Below are 17969 nucleotides of genomic sequence, written 5' to 3'. Positions count from 1 at the left end.
TTTATTTGCGAAAACAATAGGGGAATAAACGCTTTAGTGCGTCACGATTCATTTGCCTAAAAAGCGCAATATTCCGCTCGGGAATCGCCTCAGGATCAGGGTAAGACGCCAATACCGCATCAAGGCTGGCTTCCCGCAGCAAATGAAATATCGGGTAAGGCGCTCGATTAGTGAAGTTCTCAGCGTCACTTGGGTCAGTATCTGCAAACTGATACGCGGGGTGAAAACTCGCAATTTGGATAACCCCGTCCCAGTCACCCTCTTCCAACATTGCGTCGGCGACATCGAGAAAATCATTGTAATCGTAGAAATCTGCCAACATATCGGGCACCACGAGTAGGCTCGTTTCTAATATGCTTACTGGCGTTTCCTCAAGGCGGCATAGCGCGAGATGCAGGTCAGCCGCAAGCGCCTCAGGGTCTTGCGCTAAACTAATGTCAATACGCACGCGCGACGCCTGCAGCGGCTTAGCCGCAAACGGACACAATCCCAAGCCGACAACAATTTCGTCAAGCCACTGACGCACCGTGGCTTCAATAGCCTCTATAGTCGTTATTTCACTGTTATTCGCGCTCATTTATCCCCCAAACAGCACTGCCATTAGATTTATCTGAAATCACCGTGCGGCGGCTTAGACAAAAATACAATAATAAAGCCCTAATTAGCACAAGGCAGCCAGCACTGACACTGATAGACTGAATTGGAGGATTGTAGCAGCAATGGCCGCACACTCTTAGGCCCATCGCTACTCCATACGCTAGCTAAGGTTAGGAGCACAATAATATGAAACGCTATTTTTTTCTGACGGATAATCTCGACAAACTCACGGCCGTTGAACATGACCTAGCAGTAAACGGGATTTCCGCGCCCCAAATTCATGTTCTAAGCAATGATGATAGCGGCATGACAGTCCGCAAGCTCAATGATGTAGAGGCAGTGTTACGCAAAGATGTTGTCCACTCAATGGAGCGCGGCGCACTAATTGGCGCAGCGGCCGCGGCTGTTGTTATCGCAGTAGGTCATTACTCCGGCGCAACCGCCACCGCAGCGGGTTGGACCCCATTTATCTTCCTCGCCGTTGTTGTCCTGGGCTTTTTTACTTGGGAGGGAGGTCTATTCGGTATTCAAGAGCCTCACCACGAGTTCAAACGATTCCAGCAGGCCTTAGCCAGCGGGCGGCATTTGTTACTTATCGATATCAACGAAAAAGACCACAGCATTCTAAATAACGTCACTGCGCACTATCCAGAACTTGAGTTTTCTGGCACTGGGCATGGCGCCGCGCAATGGTTCGTCACCCTGCAAAACAAATGGCGAAATTTTGTTGAGGTTATGCCCTAGGCAATAGAAAGCTAAAAAAGGCGGGATAACCCGCCATTTTTATACGTTAATTTTGATTATTTACTGTGATATGGAGCCGACAATTCACGTACGCACTCAATAAACGCGCCTGCATGCGCAGGATCAACCTCCGGCGTAATACCATGCCCCAGATTAAATACATGGCCAGGACCGCTACCATAGCGAGCCAAAATTGCAGCCACTTCTTCGCGGATCCGCGCAGGTGATGCCCGAAGCATAGAAGGATCCATATTGCCCTGCAGGGCAACTTTGTCGCCAACACGAGCACGTGCCGCGCCAATATCAGTTGTCCAATCGAGACCCAGTGCTGACGCACCAGTCGCGGCCATCGACTCCAACCACTGGCCGCCATTTTTGGTGAACAATATAACCGGCACTTTACGGCCATCATTTTCCTTAATCAGGCCATCAACAATCTGCTGCATATAACGCAGGCTGAACTCTTGGTAGGCATTGTGACTCAAGGCCCCGCCCCAGGTATCAAAAATTTGTACTGCCTGAGCGCCAGCGCGAATTTGATCGTTCAAATAGGCAGTGACGCTTTTAGCCAATTTATCTAATAGGGCGTGCATCAGTTCTGGCTGATCAAACGCCAGTGCCTTGCAACGGGCGTGGTCTTTTGATCCACCGCCCTCAACCATATAGGTAGCCAATGTCCAAGGGCTGCCAGAAAATCCGATTAGCGGTACTCGACCGTTTAATTCGCGACGAATTGTACGTACTGCGTCGCAGACATAAGTGAGATCGTTTTCGCCATCCACAATCGGCAAGGCATCGACATCAGCCATAGTCCGCACGGTTTTCTTAAAACGGGGACCTTCGCCGGTTTCAAAATACAATCCCAAGCCCATAGCATCGGGAATAGTCAAAATATCAGAAAACAAAATAGCGGCATCGAGGGGATAGCGCTCCAACGGCTGAAGAGTCACTTCACACGCCAACTCGGGATTCATACAAAGTGACATAAAATCACCCGCCTTGCCACGAGTCGCACGGTATTCAGGAAGATAACGACCTGCTTGGCGCATCATCCATACTGGTGTGTACTCTACTGGCTCGCGCTGTAAGGCGCGAAGGAAAGTATCATTTTTCAATTCAGTCATAATTCGCTCAATGCTAGACGGTAAACGGGAGACGCTAGGATGAAACGCCACACGGTCTTTTGCGTTTTCCGTCTCCCCTCTAGCGGCCTGCGATTTAAACTTTTAAGTAATCCAATATTCCTTCAGCAGCCTGGCGGCCTTCCCATACTGCGGTAACCACCAAATCTGAGCCGCGCACCATATCGCCACCAGCAAATATCTTAGGATTACTGGTTTGGAATTTATAGGTTTGCTGTTCCGCGGCGTCGATACCACCCCAGCTATTTACAGTAACACCTGCATTAGATATCCACGACGGCGGATTGGGCTGGAAGCCGAAGGCAACCAAGACCACATCTGCGGGAATCACTTCTTCGCTACCAGGAATCACTTCGGGGCGACGACGGCCATTCTCGTCGGCTTCACCAAGCTGAGTACTTACAACCTTGATGCCTTCGACGTGCTCATCGCCAACAATCGCGATTGGCTGACGGTTAAAGAAGAACTGCACGCCTTCTTCACCGGCATTTTGTACTTCTTTACGGGAACCGGGCATATTTTCTTCATCGCGACGGTAAGCGCAAACCACGCTTTCAGCGCCCTGACGAATCGAGGTGCGGTTACAGTCCATCGCCGTGTCACCACCGCCCAAGACCACAACACGCTTACCTTTAACGTCGATAAAATCGGCTGCGTTCTTTTCCCAACCCATATTGCGATTTACATTAGAAACCAAGAACGGCAAGGCATCGTAAACGCCGGGTAGGTCTTCACCGGGAAAGCCGCCCTTCATGTACTTATAAGTACCCATGCCAAGGAAAACGGCATCGTATTCTTCAAGCAACGATTCCAAAGTGATATCAACACCAACATCGACGTTAACCCGGAACTCCACGCCCATGTCTTCTAGCACTTTGCGGCGGCGCTGAATAACCGATTTCTCAAGTTTGAACTCAGGAATACCAAAAGTCAGCAGGCCGCCAATTTCTGGATAGCGATCAAATACCACTGGCTTTACACCTGCGCGCACCAGTACATCGGCACAGCCGATACCGGCAGGGCCGGAACCGATAACGGCGACTTTTTTGTCAGTCCAGACCCGCTTAGACATATCTGGGCGCCAACCCATGGCCAGGGCCGTATCTGTGATGTACTTTTCAGTCGAACCAATTGTCACCGCACCAAAACCGTCGTTTAGGGTACATGCGCCTTCGCACAGACGATCCTGCGGACACACTCGGCCACAAACTTCAGGCAAGCTATTGGTCTGGTGGCTCAATTCCGCCGCCTCGAACAGGTTGCCCTCAGTGACTAGTTTTAGCCAATTTGGAATATAGTTGTGGACTGGGCATTTCCACTCACAATAGGGATTACCGCAGCTCAGGCAGCGATGCGACTGCTGCTTTACGTCCTCTTCTCTATAAGGCTCGTAAATTTCAACAAACGCAGTTTTACGCTGCACCATGTCTTTTTTACCGGGATCCTGACGACCAACATCAAGAAACTGGAATGTATTTTGTAAACGTTCTGCCATTTTCGATTTACCTCATCGCTACTCGGCTAGCTTATTCCGGACGTCTTCTGGTGGAGTCAAGCAAACGGCTGAGGCTTGCCGCCTTGGGCTTAATCATCCAGAACTTACCGATGTAGTCGTCAAAATTATCAAGTATATGCTGTCCCCAAGCCGAACCAGTTTCAGTCACAAACTCTTGAATATTGCCGCGCAGATGTGCCCGGTAGGCCTCCATAGACTCAGAGGTAATCCGGCACATTTCAACCAATTCACTGTTGTAGCGGTCGACAAAGCGGTTGGCTTCATCCAACACATACGCGAAGCCACCGGTCATACCCGCACCAAAATTGACCCCGGTGGGCCCTAATACGGTCACATTACCGCCTGTCATATATTCGCAGCAGTGATCGCCAGCACCTTCAACAACGGCATGAGCACCGGAGTTACGCACACCGAAGCGCTCACCAGCAATACCAGCGGCAAACAATTTACCGCCAGTAGCACCATACAAACAGGTGTTACCAACAATAGACGTGTCTTGGCTCGCAAACACACTGCCTTTGGGCGGATAAATCACCAGTTTACCACCAGCCATGCCCTTACCGACGTAGTCGTTGGCATCGCCTTCTAGGTACATATTCAGGCCGCCAGCATTCCACACCCCAAAGCTCTGACCTGCAGTGCCTTTTAAATTCAGGGTAACCGGCGCATCTTCCATACCAAGATTGCCGTAACGCTTGGCGATCTCACCGGATAAACGCGCACCGATTGAACGATCACAGTTGTTTACGGCGAAATCCAGTTCAATACCGGCTTTTGCGTCAATCGCTGCCAAGGCAGCGGCAACCATTACTTCGGCCTTTTCGCCTTTATCAAAGGGCGCATTTAAATCTACCTGGCAGAATTCGGGCTGCCCGGCCATGGCTGGATCTTTGTACAAGATCGGTGCCAAGTCGAGTAAACCGTGTTTTTCGGTCTGCCCCTGCTTCTGTTCCATTAAATCGGTGCGGCCAATTAACTCAGCCATTGTGCGAATGCCCATGCTGGCCATCCACTCACGAGTTTCCATGGCGATAAAGGTGAAGAAATTCATCACCATTTCCACCGTACCGATAAAGTGCTCGTCGCGCAGGCGCTCGTCCTGGGTTGCGACACCGGTCGCACAGTTATTCAAATGGCAGATACGCAGGTATTTACAACCCAGCGCTACCATTGGCGTGGTGCCAAAACCGAAACTCTCGGCGCCGAGCATCGCGGCTTTTACCACATCTAGGCCAGTTTTCAGGCCACCGTCAGTTTGTACCCGCACTTTGCCGCGCAAACCGTTGCCACGCAGGGTTTGTTGAGCTTCAGACAAACCGAGCTCCCATGGCGAACCCGCATAGCGAATCGAGGTTATGGGGCTTGCTGCCGTACCACCATCGTAGCCTGAGATGGTAATCAAATCGGCATAGGCTTTAGCCACACCCGCAGCGATAGTGCCAACGCCGGGTTCAGACACCAGTTTCACCGACACCAGCGCGCTGGGGTTAACCTGTTTTAAATCAAAAATCAGCTGCGCCAAATCCTCGATAGAGTAAATATCGTGGTGTGGCGGAGGCGAGATTAGCGTCACACCGGGCACGGCGTAACGCAGACGGGCAATCAGTGCGTTGACCTTACCGCCAGGTAACTGGCCGCCCTCACCGGGCTTAGCACCCTGAGCGACTTTAATCTGGAGCACTTCAGCATTCACCAAATAGTGCGGTGTAACGCCAAAACGACCAGACGCAACCTGCTTAATTTTAGACACCCGCTCCGTACCATAGCGCGCGGGATCTTCCCCGCCCTCACCAGAGTTTGAGCGACCGCCCAAGCGATTCATCGCTGTCGCCAACGCTTCGTGGGCCTCAGGGCTTAATGCGCCCAAGGACATGCCCGCCGAGTCAAAGCGGCGTAGCACGCTTTCTATTGGCTCCACTTCATCAAGGGGAATGGCTTTAACATCCTCTTTAATACCCAATAAATCACGCAGGGTGGCCACTGGACGATTGTTGACGAGGTTAGAATATTTCTTCCATACCGCGTAATCACCGCTTTTTACAGCATCCTGAAGTGTCATGACCACATCTGGATTAAAGGCGTGGTATTCCTTACCGTGAACATATTTCAGCAGGCCGCCTTGATCCAGCGGTTTACGTGGTAGCCACGCAATAGTCGCGAGGGCTTCTTGATCACGCTGTAACTGCGCAAAGCCTGCACCAGCGATCCGGCTAGCAACACCCTTGAAACAGGTATCGACAACCTCATCGGCTAGGCCTATCGCCTCAAACAACTGGGCGCCGCGGTAGGAGGCAATCGTCGAGATGCCCATTTTGGACATAATTTTGAGCAGGCCTTTATTAATCCCTTTGCAATAATTGGTGTGGGCGGTTTGCTCGTCTCCGAGAATTTCGCCATCTGCCAACATATCGCTGATCACGGCGAAAGCCATATAGGGATAAATAGCCGTTGCGCCAAAACCAAACAAACAGGCCATTTGGTGAGAGTCGCGGCCACTACCGGTTTCAACCACAATATTGGCGTTGCAACGCAGACCTTGCTTAATTAAGTGGTGATGCACCGCGCCAGTGGCAAGAAGGCTGTGAACTACCAGCATGCCCGGTTCCACAGCACGATCACTCAGAAGCAGAATAACCTTACCGTTACGTACTGCGGCTTCCGCAGCTTCTGCCACTGCAGTTACTGCATCTTGCAGCGATGTCAGTGCAGGATCATACGCCAAATCAATTCGCGCCAAGGGGTAGCGCGGCGAATCAACATGCATAAGCCGGTCAAACTTATCGGGTGATAATACTGGGCTAGTCAGAATTAAGCGATCGGCATGGTCGGCGGTTTGCTCAAATACATTTTGCTCAGCGCCCAGCAAAGTTTCCAAGCTCATCACGATCGATTCACGCAGTGGATCGATTGGTGGGTTGGTAACCTGCGCAAATTTTTGACGGAAGTAATCGTATAGCGAGCGTTCTTGACGGCTAAGTACCGCCATAGGCGTGTCGTCGCCCATCGAGCCAACGGCCTCGTTACCACTGTCTGCTAGCGCAGACAAAACCTGCTCACGCTCTTCAAAGCTGACTTGGAAATATTTTTGTAGAGCAGCAAGACTGTCGCCCTCTGGCAATTCAGGGCGATTACCTTGACCAAGCTGATCTTGCAGGCGATTGCCGTTTTCGCGCAACCACTGTTTATAGGGATGCGCCGATTTCAGACGGTTATCGACCTCTTCCGTGTGCAGAACTTCACCGGTTTCAGTGTCGACGACCAGAATCTGACCAGGTCCTACCCTACCTTTGGCCACAACGTCATCTGGCTGGTAACCGTATGTACCGATTTCCGACGCCACAGTGATAAAACCGTCTTTAGTAATGACCCAACGGGAGGGGCGCAAGCCGTTGCGGTCTAGCATACACACAGCGTAACGGCCGTCTGTCAGCACGAGACCGGCTGGACCGTCCCAGGGCTCCATGTGCATGGAGTTGTATTCATAGAACGCTTTTAAGTCAGCATCCATATGCTCAATATTCTGCCACGCGGGTGGCACGAGCATACGCACAGCACGGAACAAATCCATGCCGCCCGCGACCAACAATTCCAGCATATTGTCGAGGCTTGAAGAGTCGGAACCAGTGCGGTTTACCAGTGGCATTAATTCATTCACATCTGGCAATAGCGGGCTACTGAAATTACTGGAGCGCGCCTCTGCCCAGTTGCGGTTACCTTCAATGGTATTAATCTCACCATTGTGGGCCAACATTCTGAAGGGTTGAGCTAATGGCCAACGGGGACTGGTATTAGTCGAAAAGCGCTGGTGAAAAACACAGATCGCAGTTTCTAACTCAGGATTTGCTAGGTCGAGATAAAACTTCGGCAAATCCACAGGCATTACCAAGCCTTTGTAGGCGATAACATCGCTAGACAAGCTGCTGATATAAAAATCAGGGTCGTCTATTGCATTCTCGGCATGGCGACGAACCACAAACAAACAAGTTCGCAATTGCTGAGCATCCATACCCTCAACATTGATAAACACCTGCTCAATTCGGGGTAAGCTGGCTAAAGCGATTTCGCCACATACCGACGGATCGACGGGCACTTCGCGCCAGCCAGCCGGCGTTAGGCCATTGTTAATCAACACCGTTTCAAACGCCGCGCGCGACGCTTTAGCGCGCAGCGGATCACGACTCAGGAATATTTGGCCGACACCGTAGGTCGCGGTTAACTCGGCACCACAATCCTTGAGGGCAACAGAGCGCATAAACCCATCTGGCTTTTTAAGCAATAAGCCGCAGCCATCACCGGTTTTACCATCTGCAGCGATACCACCGCGATGGGTCATACACGTCAATGATTCGATGGCTGTCTGCAATAATTTGTGACTGGCGGTGCCCTGCATATGGGCAATCAGGCCAAAGCCACAGTTATCGCGCACATCATCAGGTCTGTACAGGCCTGTACTCATAAAACGACTCTCGCAAAATTACTAAGAAAAACAAAAAGATAGTCGGAAAGAATGTTTCGGATTTTTACACATACCCGAAAAAAGGAGTGACATTCTACACGGACGAGACAGCAGCGACAAATCACGCCCGCTCCAGCGATCAATTTTTAATCAATCACCTACAAATTAACAACAGCTAAGCACCAACGCCGGCCGCAAGCAAGACTTCAGTAATCAATTCTACGCTGGCCTCGGAACTGACAACAGCCTCGCCCAAACCCGTCAACAATATTAAGCGCAACTGCCCATCGAGCACTTTCTTGTCACGCCCCATGAGTAGCAAAAATTGATCCACATTCATATTCGAAGGGGGCGCAATAGGCAAACCTGCCTGAGTAAGCAGTGTTATGCCTCGGGCTTCAACATCTGCGGACAGCCAACCCAATTTTACCGACAGCGCTAACGCGAGCGCCGTGCCAGCGCCAACAGCTTCACCGTGCAACCAATTGCCATAGCCTTCGGCGGTTTCAATGGCATGGCCAAATGTATGTCCCAAATTCAAAATTGCGCGGCGACCGCCCTCGCGCTCATCTTCTGCAACCACTGCCGCCTTATTGACACAGCTGCGATAAACCGCCTCGCTCAACAACTCCACATCGCGGGCCATCAAAGCACCAATATGTTGCTCTAGCCAGCTGAAAAATTGCGCGTCGCAGATCAAACCGTACTTTATAACTTCAGCCATTCCTGCTGAAAACTCGCGATCCGGTAAGGTTTTCAACAGATCCAAGTCAGCCAGCACGCAATTAGGCTGATGGAAAGCGCCAATCATATTCTTACCTAAGGGGTGATTTACGCCGGTCTTTCCACCTACAGAGGAATCTACCATCGACAGTAAGGTGGTCGGAATCTGAATAAATTGAACACCTCGCTGATAACACGCAGCAGCAAATCCGCACATATCGCCAACAACCCCGCCACCAAGTGCGATCAGCGTGGTACTACGATTGTGATTTTCTTGCAGTAAAGTATCAAATATCTTTTCAAGGACAGTGAGGGTTTTGAAAGCTTCCCCATCTGGCAATATCACTTCACAAACCTTTTTACCGGATAATTGCTGCTTCAAACGCGCTAAATAGAGCGGCGCAATAGTGTCATTACTGACAATACAGACCTGACTGCCCGCAATGTATTTCTGCCACATTCCGCCGTCAGCCAATATACCGGGCGCAATAAAGATGGGATAGCTACGCTCTCCCAAGTCGAGTTCGAGATGTTTCATCAATGTGTTAGTCCGGGAAAAGATTAAGGGCCGCTAAAAAAGGCCCCTAGTATATCAATATTGCGCGCTGAGGTCGCTGGCGCCAAGCTGTTCGCACAATTCCTGAACAACTGACTTAGGGGTGCGATTATCGGTTAATACAGTGTAATCGGCTATCTCTTCATAAAGCGGTTCGCGCTGCGCCATTAAATTGCGCAGCGTCGTTCCCGGATCGCCATTCTGCAATAGCGGTCGCTTGCGGTCTCGCGCAGTACGTCGAATTTGCTCTTCAACGGAGGTTTTAAGGTAAATAACCGTCCCTCGAGCGACCATTAATTTACGACTAACACTACGCAGCACCGCACCACCGCCTGTCGATATTACCACCAAGGAATCATCACTTAGCTCGGCAAGCATACTTTCCTCCCGGTCACGAAACCCTTCTTCACCCTCCATATCAAAGATCCAGGGAATATCGACACCACTGCGCTCTTCAATTTCACGATCAACATCGCAAAACCCGTAGCGCAAGGTTTCTGCCAACAACCGACCAATAGTGCTTTTACCCGCCCCCATTGGCCCAATCAAAAATACCGCACCAGACTTCATCATTAGCAATTAATCTACCAAACTGTCGGCAAGAATCCGCGGCGTAATAAAGATCAAGGTCTCCTGCTTTTCACGGGTCACGGTGGTTGTTTTAAACAAGTGGCCAAAGAATGGGATATCTCCTAGCAATGGCACTTTGGTCTCTGACTGCACATCAATTTGATCGTAAACGCCGCCGAGCACCACAGTTTCGCCATTGCTAACCAACACGCGGGTTTTCAATTCGGTGGTATCGATAGTGGGCACTTGCCCGCCCAAGCCAGTCGAAATAACCAAGGAACCAATAGTGTCCTGATTGATAGTGAGATCCATTATAATGCGATCGTCTGGCGTGATAATTGGCGTTACATCCAGCTTCAATACCGCCTCTTTAAAGGCAATCGTAGTTTCACCGTTCGCAGAAGATTGCGGGTAGGGAATTTCAGTACCTGACTTAATAACAGCGGGCTCTTTATCACCCGTCACCACTCGTGGCTGCGATACAATTTCACCACGGCCCTTTGACTCTAGCGCCGACAACTCCAAGTTCAACAATACATCAGGGCTAATGAACCCCAATGCAAACGAACCTGCCGCCCCAGAAACACCAAGGTCGGTAACCAAGCCGGGCACTGCGGTATAAGTCGACGACCCGGCAGCTAGGGCGCTCAAATAATTCGTCTGAGTAGACTGGTCGCTAGCGATATCGCCGTTGGCTGAATACACCTTATCGCCATCCTGCTTAACATACGCACCGCCCCACTTAACACCGAGGGAGCGGTCAAAGTCAGAACTTGCCCGAACAATACGCGCCTCAATTTGCACTTGACGCACAGGCACATCAATTAGCGCGATCAAGCGACGAAATTCATCTAAGCGCTCGGCTGTTTCAGTAATCAGTAGGGAGTTTGTGCGCTCGTCAACGATAACCGAGCCACGCGGCGACAATATGCTGCCGGTCGACGGCCCATTGTCATTACCATTGTTATCATTCTCATTGCGGTCGAACAGCTTGAATAATTCCGCTGCATCTGCATAACGCACCCTAATGAATTCACTCTGCAAGGGCGCAAGCTCTTCTACTTGTTTCTGCGCTTCAATTTCTTGGCGCTCACGCTCAGAAATTTCAGCAGCAGGCGCAACCATTAATACATTACCGACTTGACGCTTATCTAAGCCCTTGGTTTTTAACACCAACTCAAGTGCCTGATCCCAAGGCACATTCTGCAAGCGCAAGGTAATATTGCCTTTAACGGTATCACTGGCTACCAGGTTTAATTCGGTAAAATCAGCGATAAGCTGGAGAACTGAGCGCACTTCAATATCTTGGAAGTTCAGCGATAATTTTTCGCCAACGTAGGCGAACTCGCGACGGCGATCTGCCACCTCTTTTTTAGTTAAGGGCTTAACACTCACCACATATTCAGTGTCGGTTTGATACGCGAGGTAGTCATATTCACCCTGCGCCTCAATCGCCAGCTTCGCGCCTTTTTCGCCCATACGCGCCTCAACGGATTTAACCGGTGTGGCAAAATCGACGACATCAAAGCGACGCTGCAAACTAGCAGGCAGACCAACCCCGCCAAAATCGACTTTGATCTTAGAGCCTTCTACGTAGACATTAATATCAGCCTTGGCATCGGCGAGTTGCACTACTAAACGACCTTCGCCTTTATCGCCGCGACGAAAATCGAGGTCTGTTATATTATTTTGTGCGGGCGCCATGGTTTTCGTAGTGGCGACCAACGGGCTGTTGTATTTTTCTTTAAGGTAGGCCTGACCGCCGCCACTACCGACCTCAACGATCAGCATATTGCCATCAACACGGGTCTGGTATGACGCGAGCTTTACGAGATTCAATACAACCCGAGTTCGGTCACGCCCTTCCAATACCACCGCACTACTGGCGTTATCGTAGGAAAGGGGAAATTTTTTCTGAGATAAGTTATTACCCGTGGCCACCAAGTCCAATGCGATCCTTGCCGGCTTTTCAATGGTGTAGCCCTTTACTTCGGGGGCAGGACCATCAAAGGTTAGCCGCGCTTCAAAGCTGCCACCCTGAAGCGAATTAAATTGCACATCAGTTAGATTGGATGCTGCGGCGGCAATCGACGCCAACAACAAACACACGCCGCCGAGGAACTGTCGCCCCATGTTCGTGGTCGCGCCACCAGAGCGCTTGCCTTGCACCGCGCTTTGCATTTGTTTTCGGGTATTCATCTACTTCTCCGCCAATCGAATTCTTAGTTACGGACTTTAAGTTCAAGGGAGCGCGGCCGTTCAACCCAGCCATCCCCGCCGGTCGATACAATCTCGATAACCGTCAGGTAATTCTCCGCAACCTCTATAATTTTGCCATAATTCCGGCCTAGGTAATTCTTCTCACGAACGCGATGCACTCCGCCGTCAGAGTCTTTCACCAATGCCCATAATTTACCACTTAGCCGCACCGTACCCACCACTGTCAACGAATCAAGTGAGTATTGCTCGAGGTATTCTTTTTCACGCTTGGTATCTGGCTTAACACTGCTTGCCGCTTCTAGACGCGCGATCTCTTTAACATCCACTGGCCGATTAAACGGCCCACGCAAACCTGAAGCCGAATAGCTAAATGCTCGATACGCTTTCAAGGCCGGAATTGGTGGAATTTGACCGGAGGGCGCTGCACGCTTCTCGGCTACAAAGGCATCAAGATCTGCAAATTGGTCTCCACCCCCGCAAGCAGTTAGCAAAAATACACAGCTCACGCCAACTAGAACAAAACCCTGTTTAATCATGAACCCGCCTCCGTATCTTTGTAACGATAGGTTTTAGCGGTAATCGACATAGATTGCTGGCTTTGGTTTTTATTCGAACTAATATTGTAATCATGCAAGGTCACAATCCGTGGCAGTCCGGCAATTCCGCTGACAAAAGCAGCCAAATCATGGTAACTGCCACTGACTTTAATCGCGATAGGCAGCTCAACATAAAACTCTTGAATCCGCTCACGTTGCAATTGGATGCTGCTAATTTCCAAACCGTTGGACACTGCCTTCTCGGTCATATCCTCTAGGAGACCAGGAACCTCCGTATCAACTGGCAATTGGCTTAACAAAATCCCGAATGATTCTTCCATTTCGGCCATTTGCTTCTTCAAGGGTATGAGCTTTGCGGCTTTAAATGCCTTCTTTTCAAACTCTTGTTTTAATTGAACTTCCTTAGCCTCAACTCCTGCTAATTCAACACGCAAATCGGCTATCACATAAAAATATCCGCCTGCCAAGCACAGCACAAAAACGGCAACCCATACTGCAACACGCACCAATAAGGGCCAAGCGCCGATATTCTCGACATTCAGCTCGCCAATATCAAAGCTCTTTAGCTCTTCTACTAATTCCTGCCACTCCGCCACAGCGATCGCTCCCTACTTCTCGTCATCAGGTGCTGGCGCACTGATTTGGAAAGACAATTTAAAACTACTAGCCTGCTCGCCGTAGGCCGAGGCCGCACTCACTGCCGTTAAATTTGGATCGGCAAACCAAGGCGAGCCGTCGAGCTTACGCATCAAACTCGACACCCGATTATTCGACTCGGCAATACCTTCCACATTGATAACCTTGCCGCGCCGAACCACCGAGGTATAAAACAAGCCATCCGGCAGTGTCCGCACCATTTCGTCAAATACCCGAACAATTAAAGGCCGCGTACCCTGCAAGTCTTGGATTATGGTCATTCTATCTAGCAACTGCTGACGACGCTTTTCTAAGTTGCTAATTTCCTTCACTTCTTTGTTTATTTTAGTTATCTGGCCCTTCATATAATTATTGCGGGCCTCTTGGCTACTAATAGCACCATTCACTATCGACATTGCCAGCAAAATCAGCAGGGCGCCAATGACCGCAACCCCACCTAAAATCACGAGAAATTGCTGTTTGATTAGCTCACGGCGCTCTTCTCGCCACGGCAATAAGTTAATCGTTGCCATTAATCAAAACTCCTCAGTGCCAAACCACAGGCTATCAGCATGGCGGGGGCATCACTGGTCAATTTGGTGGCATCAACGCCAGAGGCGACCGACATAGCCGCAAAAGGATTAGCAACAACCGTATTGATACCAACACGCTCCTGTACTAATTCAACGAGGCCCTGCATGGCAGCAACACCACCGGCAAGCACGATAATATCGACACCATTGTATTGGCTGGCCGAGTAAAAGAATTGCAATGAGCGCGATACCTGTTGAATCACAGCCTCTCGGAACGGAGCCAAGACTTCGCTGTCATAGTCATCGGATAGTCCGCCCTGTTTTTTGGCCAAGCCCGCTTCTTCCACGGTTAAACCGTAGCGACGCTGAATCTCTTCTGTCAGCTGACGGCCGCCAAACAACTGGTCACGGGTGTACACCGTTTCGCCATCAACTACCACACTGAGCGACGTCATACTGGCGCCAACATCAACAATAGCGACAACTGTATTTTCGTCGCAGCCCAATTGCGTAGCAATTAGCTCAAAACTTCGCTCAACAGCGTAAGCTTCAACATCAACCACCTTAGGTGTGATGCCAGCAATTTCGAGCGATTCAACCCGCGTGTCCACGTTGTCGCGACGGCAAGCCACTAACATAACGTCGACCGACTCGGGATTGTCTTCAGACTCGCCTAAAACTTCAAAATCCAGAGAAACCTCATCAAGCGGGTAAGGAATATACTGGTCAGCCTCTAGGGAAATCTGAGTTTCCATGGCATTTTCATGAAGCCCTGCAGGCATATGCAGAACTTTAGTAATAATTGCTGAGCCAGGCACTGCGACCGCAGCCCGCTTCAGTTTGGAACGAGATCGCGCATGCACTGCGCGCACAATCTCGCCAACCTGCTCAACATCAGCAATATTTTTTTCGACCACAGCCTGCGAAGGCAGAGACATAACAGCGTAGCTTTCAACGCGATATTTCTCGCCACTGCGGCTCAACTCCAGTAACTTAACCGCACTGGAACTGATGTCGATACCGAGCAGACTCCGGGAACCCTGACCGCCAAACAAGCCATCTAGCACTGTAGTTTTCCTATTTACATCGTGGACTTAGGACGCACTTTTATATACAAGATTAAATACCAGTGTATACCAATGCGCAAATAGTTATGAAAAAAAGACGCCGATAATGTCACAGTTTTAGTTATCCTAGTCTTCGATTTTTACCAACATATCAATTTTCAGGAAAAATATGCCTAGCAAGACCCGTATTCTCCGTCTTTTCATCGGCCTAGGCATTCTTGCCAGCTGCGGCGCTGTGATGATTTTCGCCGCGGCCTTCCTTTATATTAGCCCCAAATTGCCATCAGTCGAGGCGTTACGAGACATTCAGCTACAAACCCCGTTGCGGATATACAGTGCCGACGGCAAATTATTAGGGGAATTCGGCGAGAAACGCCGCTCCCCCATCAGTTTCCAAGAAGTACCTGAGCTTTTCATCAAGGCCTTTCTCGCTGCAGAGGACGATCGTTTTTATGTCCACCATGGCGTCGATGTCACGAGTTTGCTACGCGCAGCCTCACAGCTAATCACCAGCGGCAGCATTCAGTCTGGCGGCTCGACAATCACCATGCAGGTTGCAAAAAACTATTTCCTCAGCCAGGAACGCACTTTTACTCGAAAATTTACCGAGATCTTTCTGGCCATTGAAATTGAGCGAGTACTAAGCAAAGGCGATATTCTTGAGCTTTACTTAAACAAAATATTCCTCGGCAACCACGCCTACGGTATCGAAGCCGCCGGTCAAGTCTATTACGGGAAATCGATAAAAGAACTTAACCTAGCGCAAATGGCGATGATTGCTGGCCTACCTAAGGCGCCCTCTGCCTACAACCCCGTTGCCAATCCCAGTCGCGCCAAAGTGCGGCGCAACTGGATTTTAGGCCGAATGCTCAGCCTGGGCTATATCACGCAAAGCGACTACCAAGCGGCCATTATCGAACCCATCAGCGCCAAAGCCTACGGCACCCAGCTTGATATCGACGCCCCCTACGTATCCGAGATGGTTCGCCTGCACATGCTCGACCGCTACGGCCGGACCGCTTACGAAGATGGGTTCACCGTAATCACCACCGTCGACAGCGGACTCCAAGAGACCGCGAATCACGCCCTCCTCGATGGCGTCATAGAATACGATACACGCCATGGCTACCGCGGCGCTGAGCGTCACTGGAGCTTGAGCAAAGGCACAGATGAAGAGCAGCGTCTGCGCCTAAGTCAAAAATTAGAAGAGATTGGCAGCATTGGCCCATGGCACCCGGCGCTAGTCTTAAGTGTTGCTGAAAAGAGCGCGACCCTGCTGCTGGCTACTGGCGACCAAACAACGCTGGAGTGGCAACACGGCCTAGAAGGCACTATTCGTTATATTAGCGAAGACAGAGTCAGCTACGCTGCCGAAACCGCGAGCGACTTATTGGCAGAAGGGGATGTAATACGCGTACGCATGAGCGCAAAAGAACCTCGCCACTGGGAACTCTCGCAGCTACCAAAGATTCAGGGCGCACTGGTTTCCTTGAACGCGGATAACGGCGCAATAATTAGCCTTGTCGGTGGCTACAATTACCAAAAGAGTGCATTCAACCGGGTCACCCAAGCAACGCGGCAGCCAGGGTCGAACTTTAAGCCCTTTATCTACACCGCTGCGCTAGACAATGGATTCACCCCCGCCACCATCATAAACGACGCCCCTATCGTGTTTGAGGATGCCGGCCTAGGCAATACTTGGCGCCCCAGCAACGACAACGGCACGTTCAACGGCCCCATGCGTTTACGCAAAGCCCTCTACATGTCCCGCAATTTAGTATCAATACGGGTACTTAGAGATCTTGGCATAGGTAAAGCGATTGACTATGTCGCTCGATTTGGCTTTGACCCCAACAAGCTGCCCCACGACCTTTCTCTCGCATTGGGCAGCCATTCATTAACACCACTTGATATCGTCAGTGGTTACGCGGTGTTCGCCAACGGTGGCTATAAAGTCAAACCCTATATTATTGAGCGCATCATTGATCGTGACGGCAACACCTTATACCGAGCCGAGCCAGAAACCGTCTGTCGCGACTGTCGCACCGATGAGGACGGCGACATGCTCGACCCTCGCCACACCATCGAAGCCGACACCCTAGACGACATGCTGAATGAAAATATTGAGACTGCCCAAGTCAAATATGCCAAGCGTGTACTCAATGAAGAAGTTGCCTTCCTGATCGACAGTATCTTACAAGACGTTATTACCCGCGGCACCGGTAGAAAAGCACTCGTGCTCGAACGCAGTGACGCGGCAGGCAAAACCGGAACCACTAACGGCCCCACCGACGCTTGGTTCTCCGGCTACAGTGGCGGTATTGTGACATCAACATGGGTCGGCTTTGACCAAAATCACAACCTTGGTCGTCGGGAATATGGCGGCTCAGTCGCACTACCGATCTGGATTGACTACATGAAGGAAGCACTTAAAAACAAACCAGAGCGCCACCTAAAACAACCTGACAGTGTTATTTCAGTACGGATCGACCCGGACACCGGCAATCTCGCCCAGCCTGGGCAAAGCAATGCCATATTTGAATTCTTCCGCAGCGACAATGCGCCCAGTGAAGGCTATAACCAATCGCAAAGCCCCTATGGCGGCAATAGCGGCGACGACCCGATAGAAATATTCTAAGTCCAAATAAATCT

13 protein-coding genes are annotated in these 17969 nt (G+C 50.5%); 2 read left to right on the top strand and 11 right to left on the bottom strand.

Features of this window, described 5'->3' with window-relative positions; genetic code table 11:
- Position 1: 1 nt before the first annotated feature.
- Complete coding sequence (locus ABD836_RS11650; protein WP_344936041.1) at positions 2 to 577, bottom strand: DUF1415 domain-containing protein; 576 nt, start codon at positions 575 to 577, stop codon at positions 2 to 4.
- A 206-nt stretch (positions 578 to 783) separates the two neighbouring features.
- Here ABD836_RS11650 and ABD836_RS11645 point away from each other — a divergent pair, with 206 nt between their 5' ends.
- The gene (locus ABD836_RS11645) at positions 784 to 1341 is read left to right on the top strand and encodes an NAD/FAD-utilizing enzyme (protein WP_344936038.1); all 558 of its coding nucleotides are present in this window, start codon (positions 784 to 786) and stop codon (positions 1339 to 1341) included.
- A gap of 56 nt (positions 1342 to 1397) precedes the next feature.
- Here ABD836_RS11645 and hemE read toward each other — a convergent pair whose 3' ends face one another.
- The 10 genes from hemE to ABD836_RS11595 form a co-directional block, all read right to left on the bottom strand.
- Positions 1398 to 2465 (bottom strand): uroporphyrinogen decarboxylase, encoded by a 1068-nt coding sequence (hemE, locus tag ABD836_RS11640; RefSeq protein ID WP_344936035.1) that lies wholly within the window; start codon positions 2463 to 2465, stop codon positions 1398 to 1400.
- A 94-nt stretch (positions 2466 to 2559) separates the two neighbouring features.
- Complete coding sequence (locus ABD836_RS11635) at positions 2560 to 3978, bottom strand: FAD-dependent oxidoreductase (RefSeq protein ID WP_344936032.1); 1419 nt, start codon at positions 3976 to 3978, stop codon at positions 2560 to 2562.
- Between the two features lie 31 nt (positions 3979 to 4009).
- Positions 4010 to 8455: a glutamate synthase large subunit gene (gene gltB, locus ABD836_RS11630; RefSeq protein WP_344936029.1), complete on the bottom strand. Its 4446-nt coding sequence runs from the start codon at positions 8453 to 8455 to the stop codon at positions 4010 to 4012.
- 175 nt (positions 8456 to 8630) lie between these two features.
- Positions 8631 to 9716 carry a 3-dehydroquinate synthase gene (aroB, locus tag ABD836_RS11625; RefSeq protein WP_344936027.1) on the bottom strand — a complete coding sequence of 362 codons (1086 nt, stop codon included), beginning with the start codon at positions 9714 to 9716 and terminating at the stop codon, positions 8631 to 8633.
- A gap of 54 nt (positions 9717 to 9770) precedes the next feature.
- Positions 9771 to 10307 carry a shikimate kinase AroK gene (gene aroK, locus ABD836_RS11620; protein ID WP_344936026.1) on the bottom strand — a complete coding sequence of 179 codons (537 nt, stop codon included), beginning with the start codon at positions 10305 to 10307 and terminating at the stop codon, positions 9771 to 9773.
- A gap of 6 nt (positions 10308 to 10313) precedes the next feature.
- Positions 10314 to 12503, bottom strand: a complete 2190-nt coding sequence (locus tag ABD836_RS11615; RefSeq protein ID WP_344936024.1) for a type IV pilus secretin PilQ — start codon at positions 12501 to 12503, stop codon at positions 10314 to 10316.
- Between the two features lie 23 nt (positions 12504 to 12526).
- Positions 12527 to 13060: a pilus assembly protein PilP gene (locus ABD836_RS11610; protein ID WP_344936022.1), complete on the bottom strand. Its 534-nt coding sequence runs from the start codon at positions 13058 to 13060 to the stop codon at positions 12527 to 12529.
- On the bottom strand, positions 13057 to 13677 hold the full coding sequence (locus ABD836_RS11605; protein ID WP_344936020.1) for a type IV pilus inner membrane component PilO: 621 nt from the start codon (positions 13675 to 13677) through the stop codon (positions 13057 to 13059). Before ABD836_RS11605 ends, ABD836_RS11610 begins: the two co-directional genes overlap by 4 nt.
- Before the next feature lie 12 nt (positions 13678 to 13689).
- Positions 13690 to 14250: a PilN domain-containing protein gene (locus ABD836_RS11600; protein WP_344936018.1), complete on the bottom strand. Its 561-nt coding sequence runs from the start codon at positions 14248 to 14250 to the stop codon at positions 13690 to 13692.
- On the bottom strand, positions 14250 to 15317 hold the full coding sequence (locus tag ABD836_RS11595) for a pilus assembly protein PilM (RefSeq protein ID WP_344936015.1): 1068 nt from the start codon (positions 15315 to 15317) through the stop codon (positions 14250 to 14252). Before ABD836_RS11595 ends, ABD836_RS11600 begins: the two co-directional genes overlap by 1 nt.
- Before the next feature lie 169 nt (positions 15318 to 15486).
- Here ABD836_RS11595 and ABD836_RS11590 point away from each other — a divergent pair, with 169 nt between their 5' ends.
- Positions 15487 to 17955 carry a penicillin-binding protein 1A gene (locus ABD836_RS11590; protein ID WP_344936013.1) on the top strand — a complete coding sequence of 823 codons (2469 nt, stop codon included), beginning with the start codon at positions 15487 to 15489 and terminating at the stop codon, positions 17953 to 17955.
- Positions 17956 to 17969: the final 14 nt, after the last annotated feature.

The organism is Zhongshania borealis (genome assembly GCF_039539625.1).
GTDB classification, from domain to species: domain Bacteria; phylum Pseudomonadota; class Gammaproteobacteria; order Pseudomonadales; family Spongiibacteraceae; genus Spongiibacter; species Spongiibacter borealis.
This window is presented reverse-complemented; position numbering and strand designations above follow the sequence as displayed.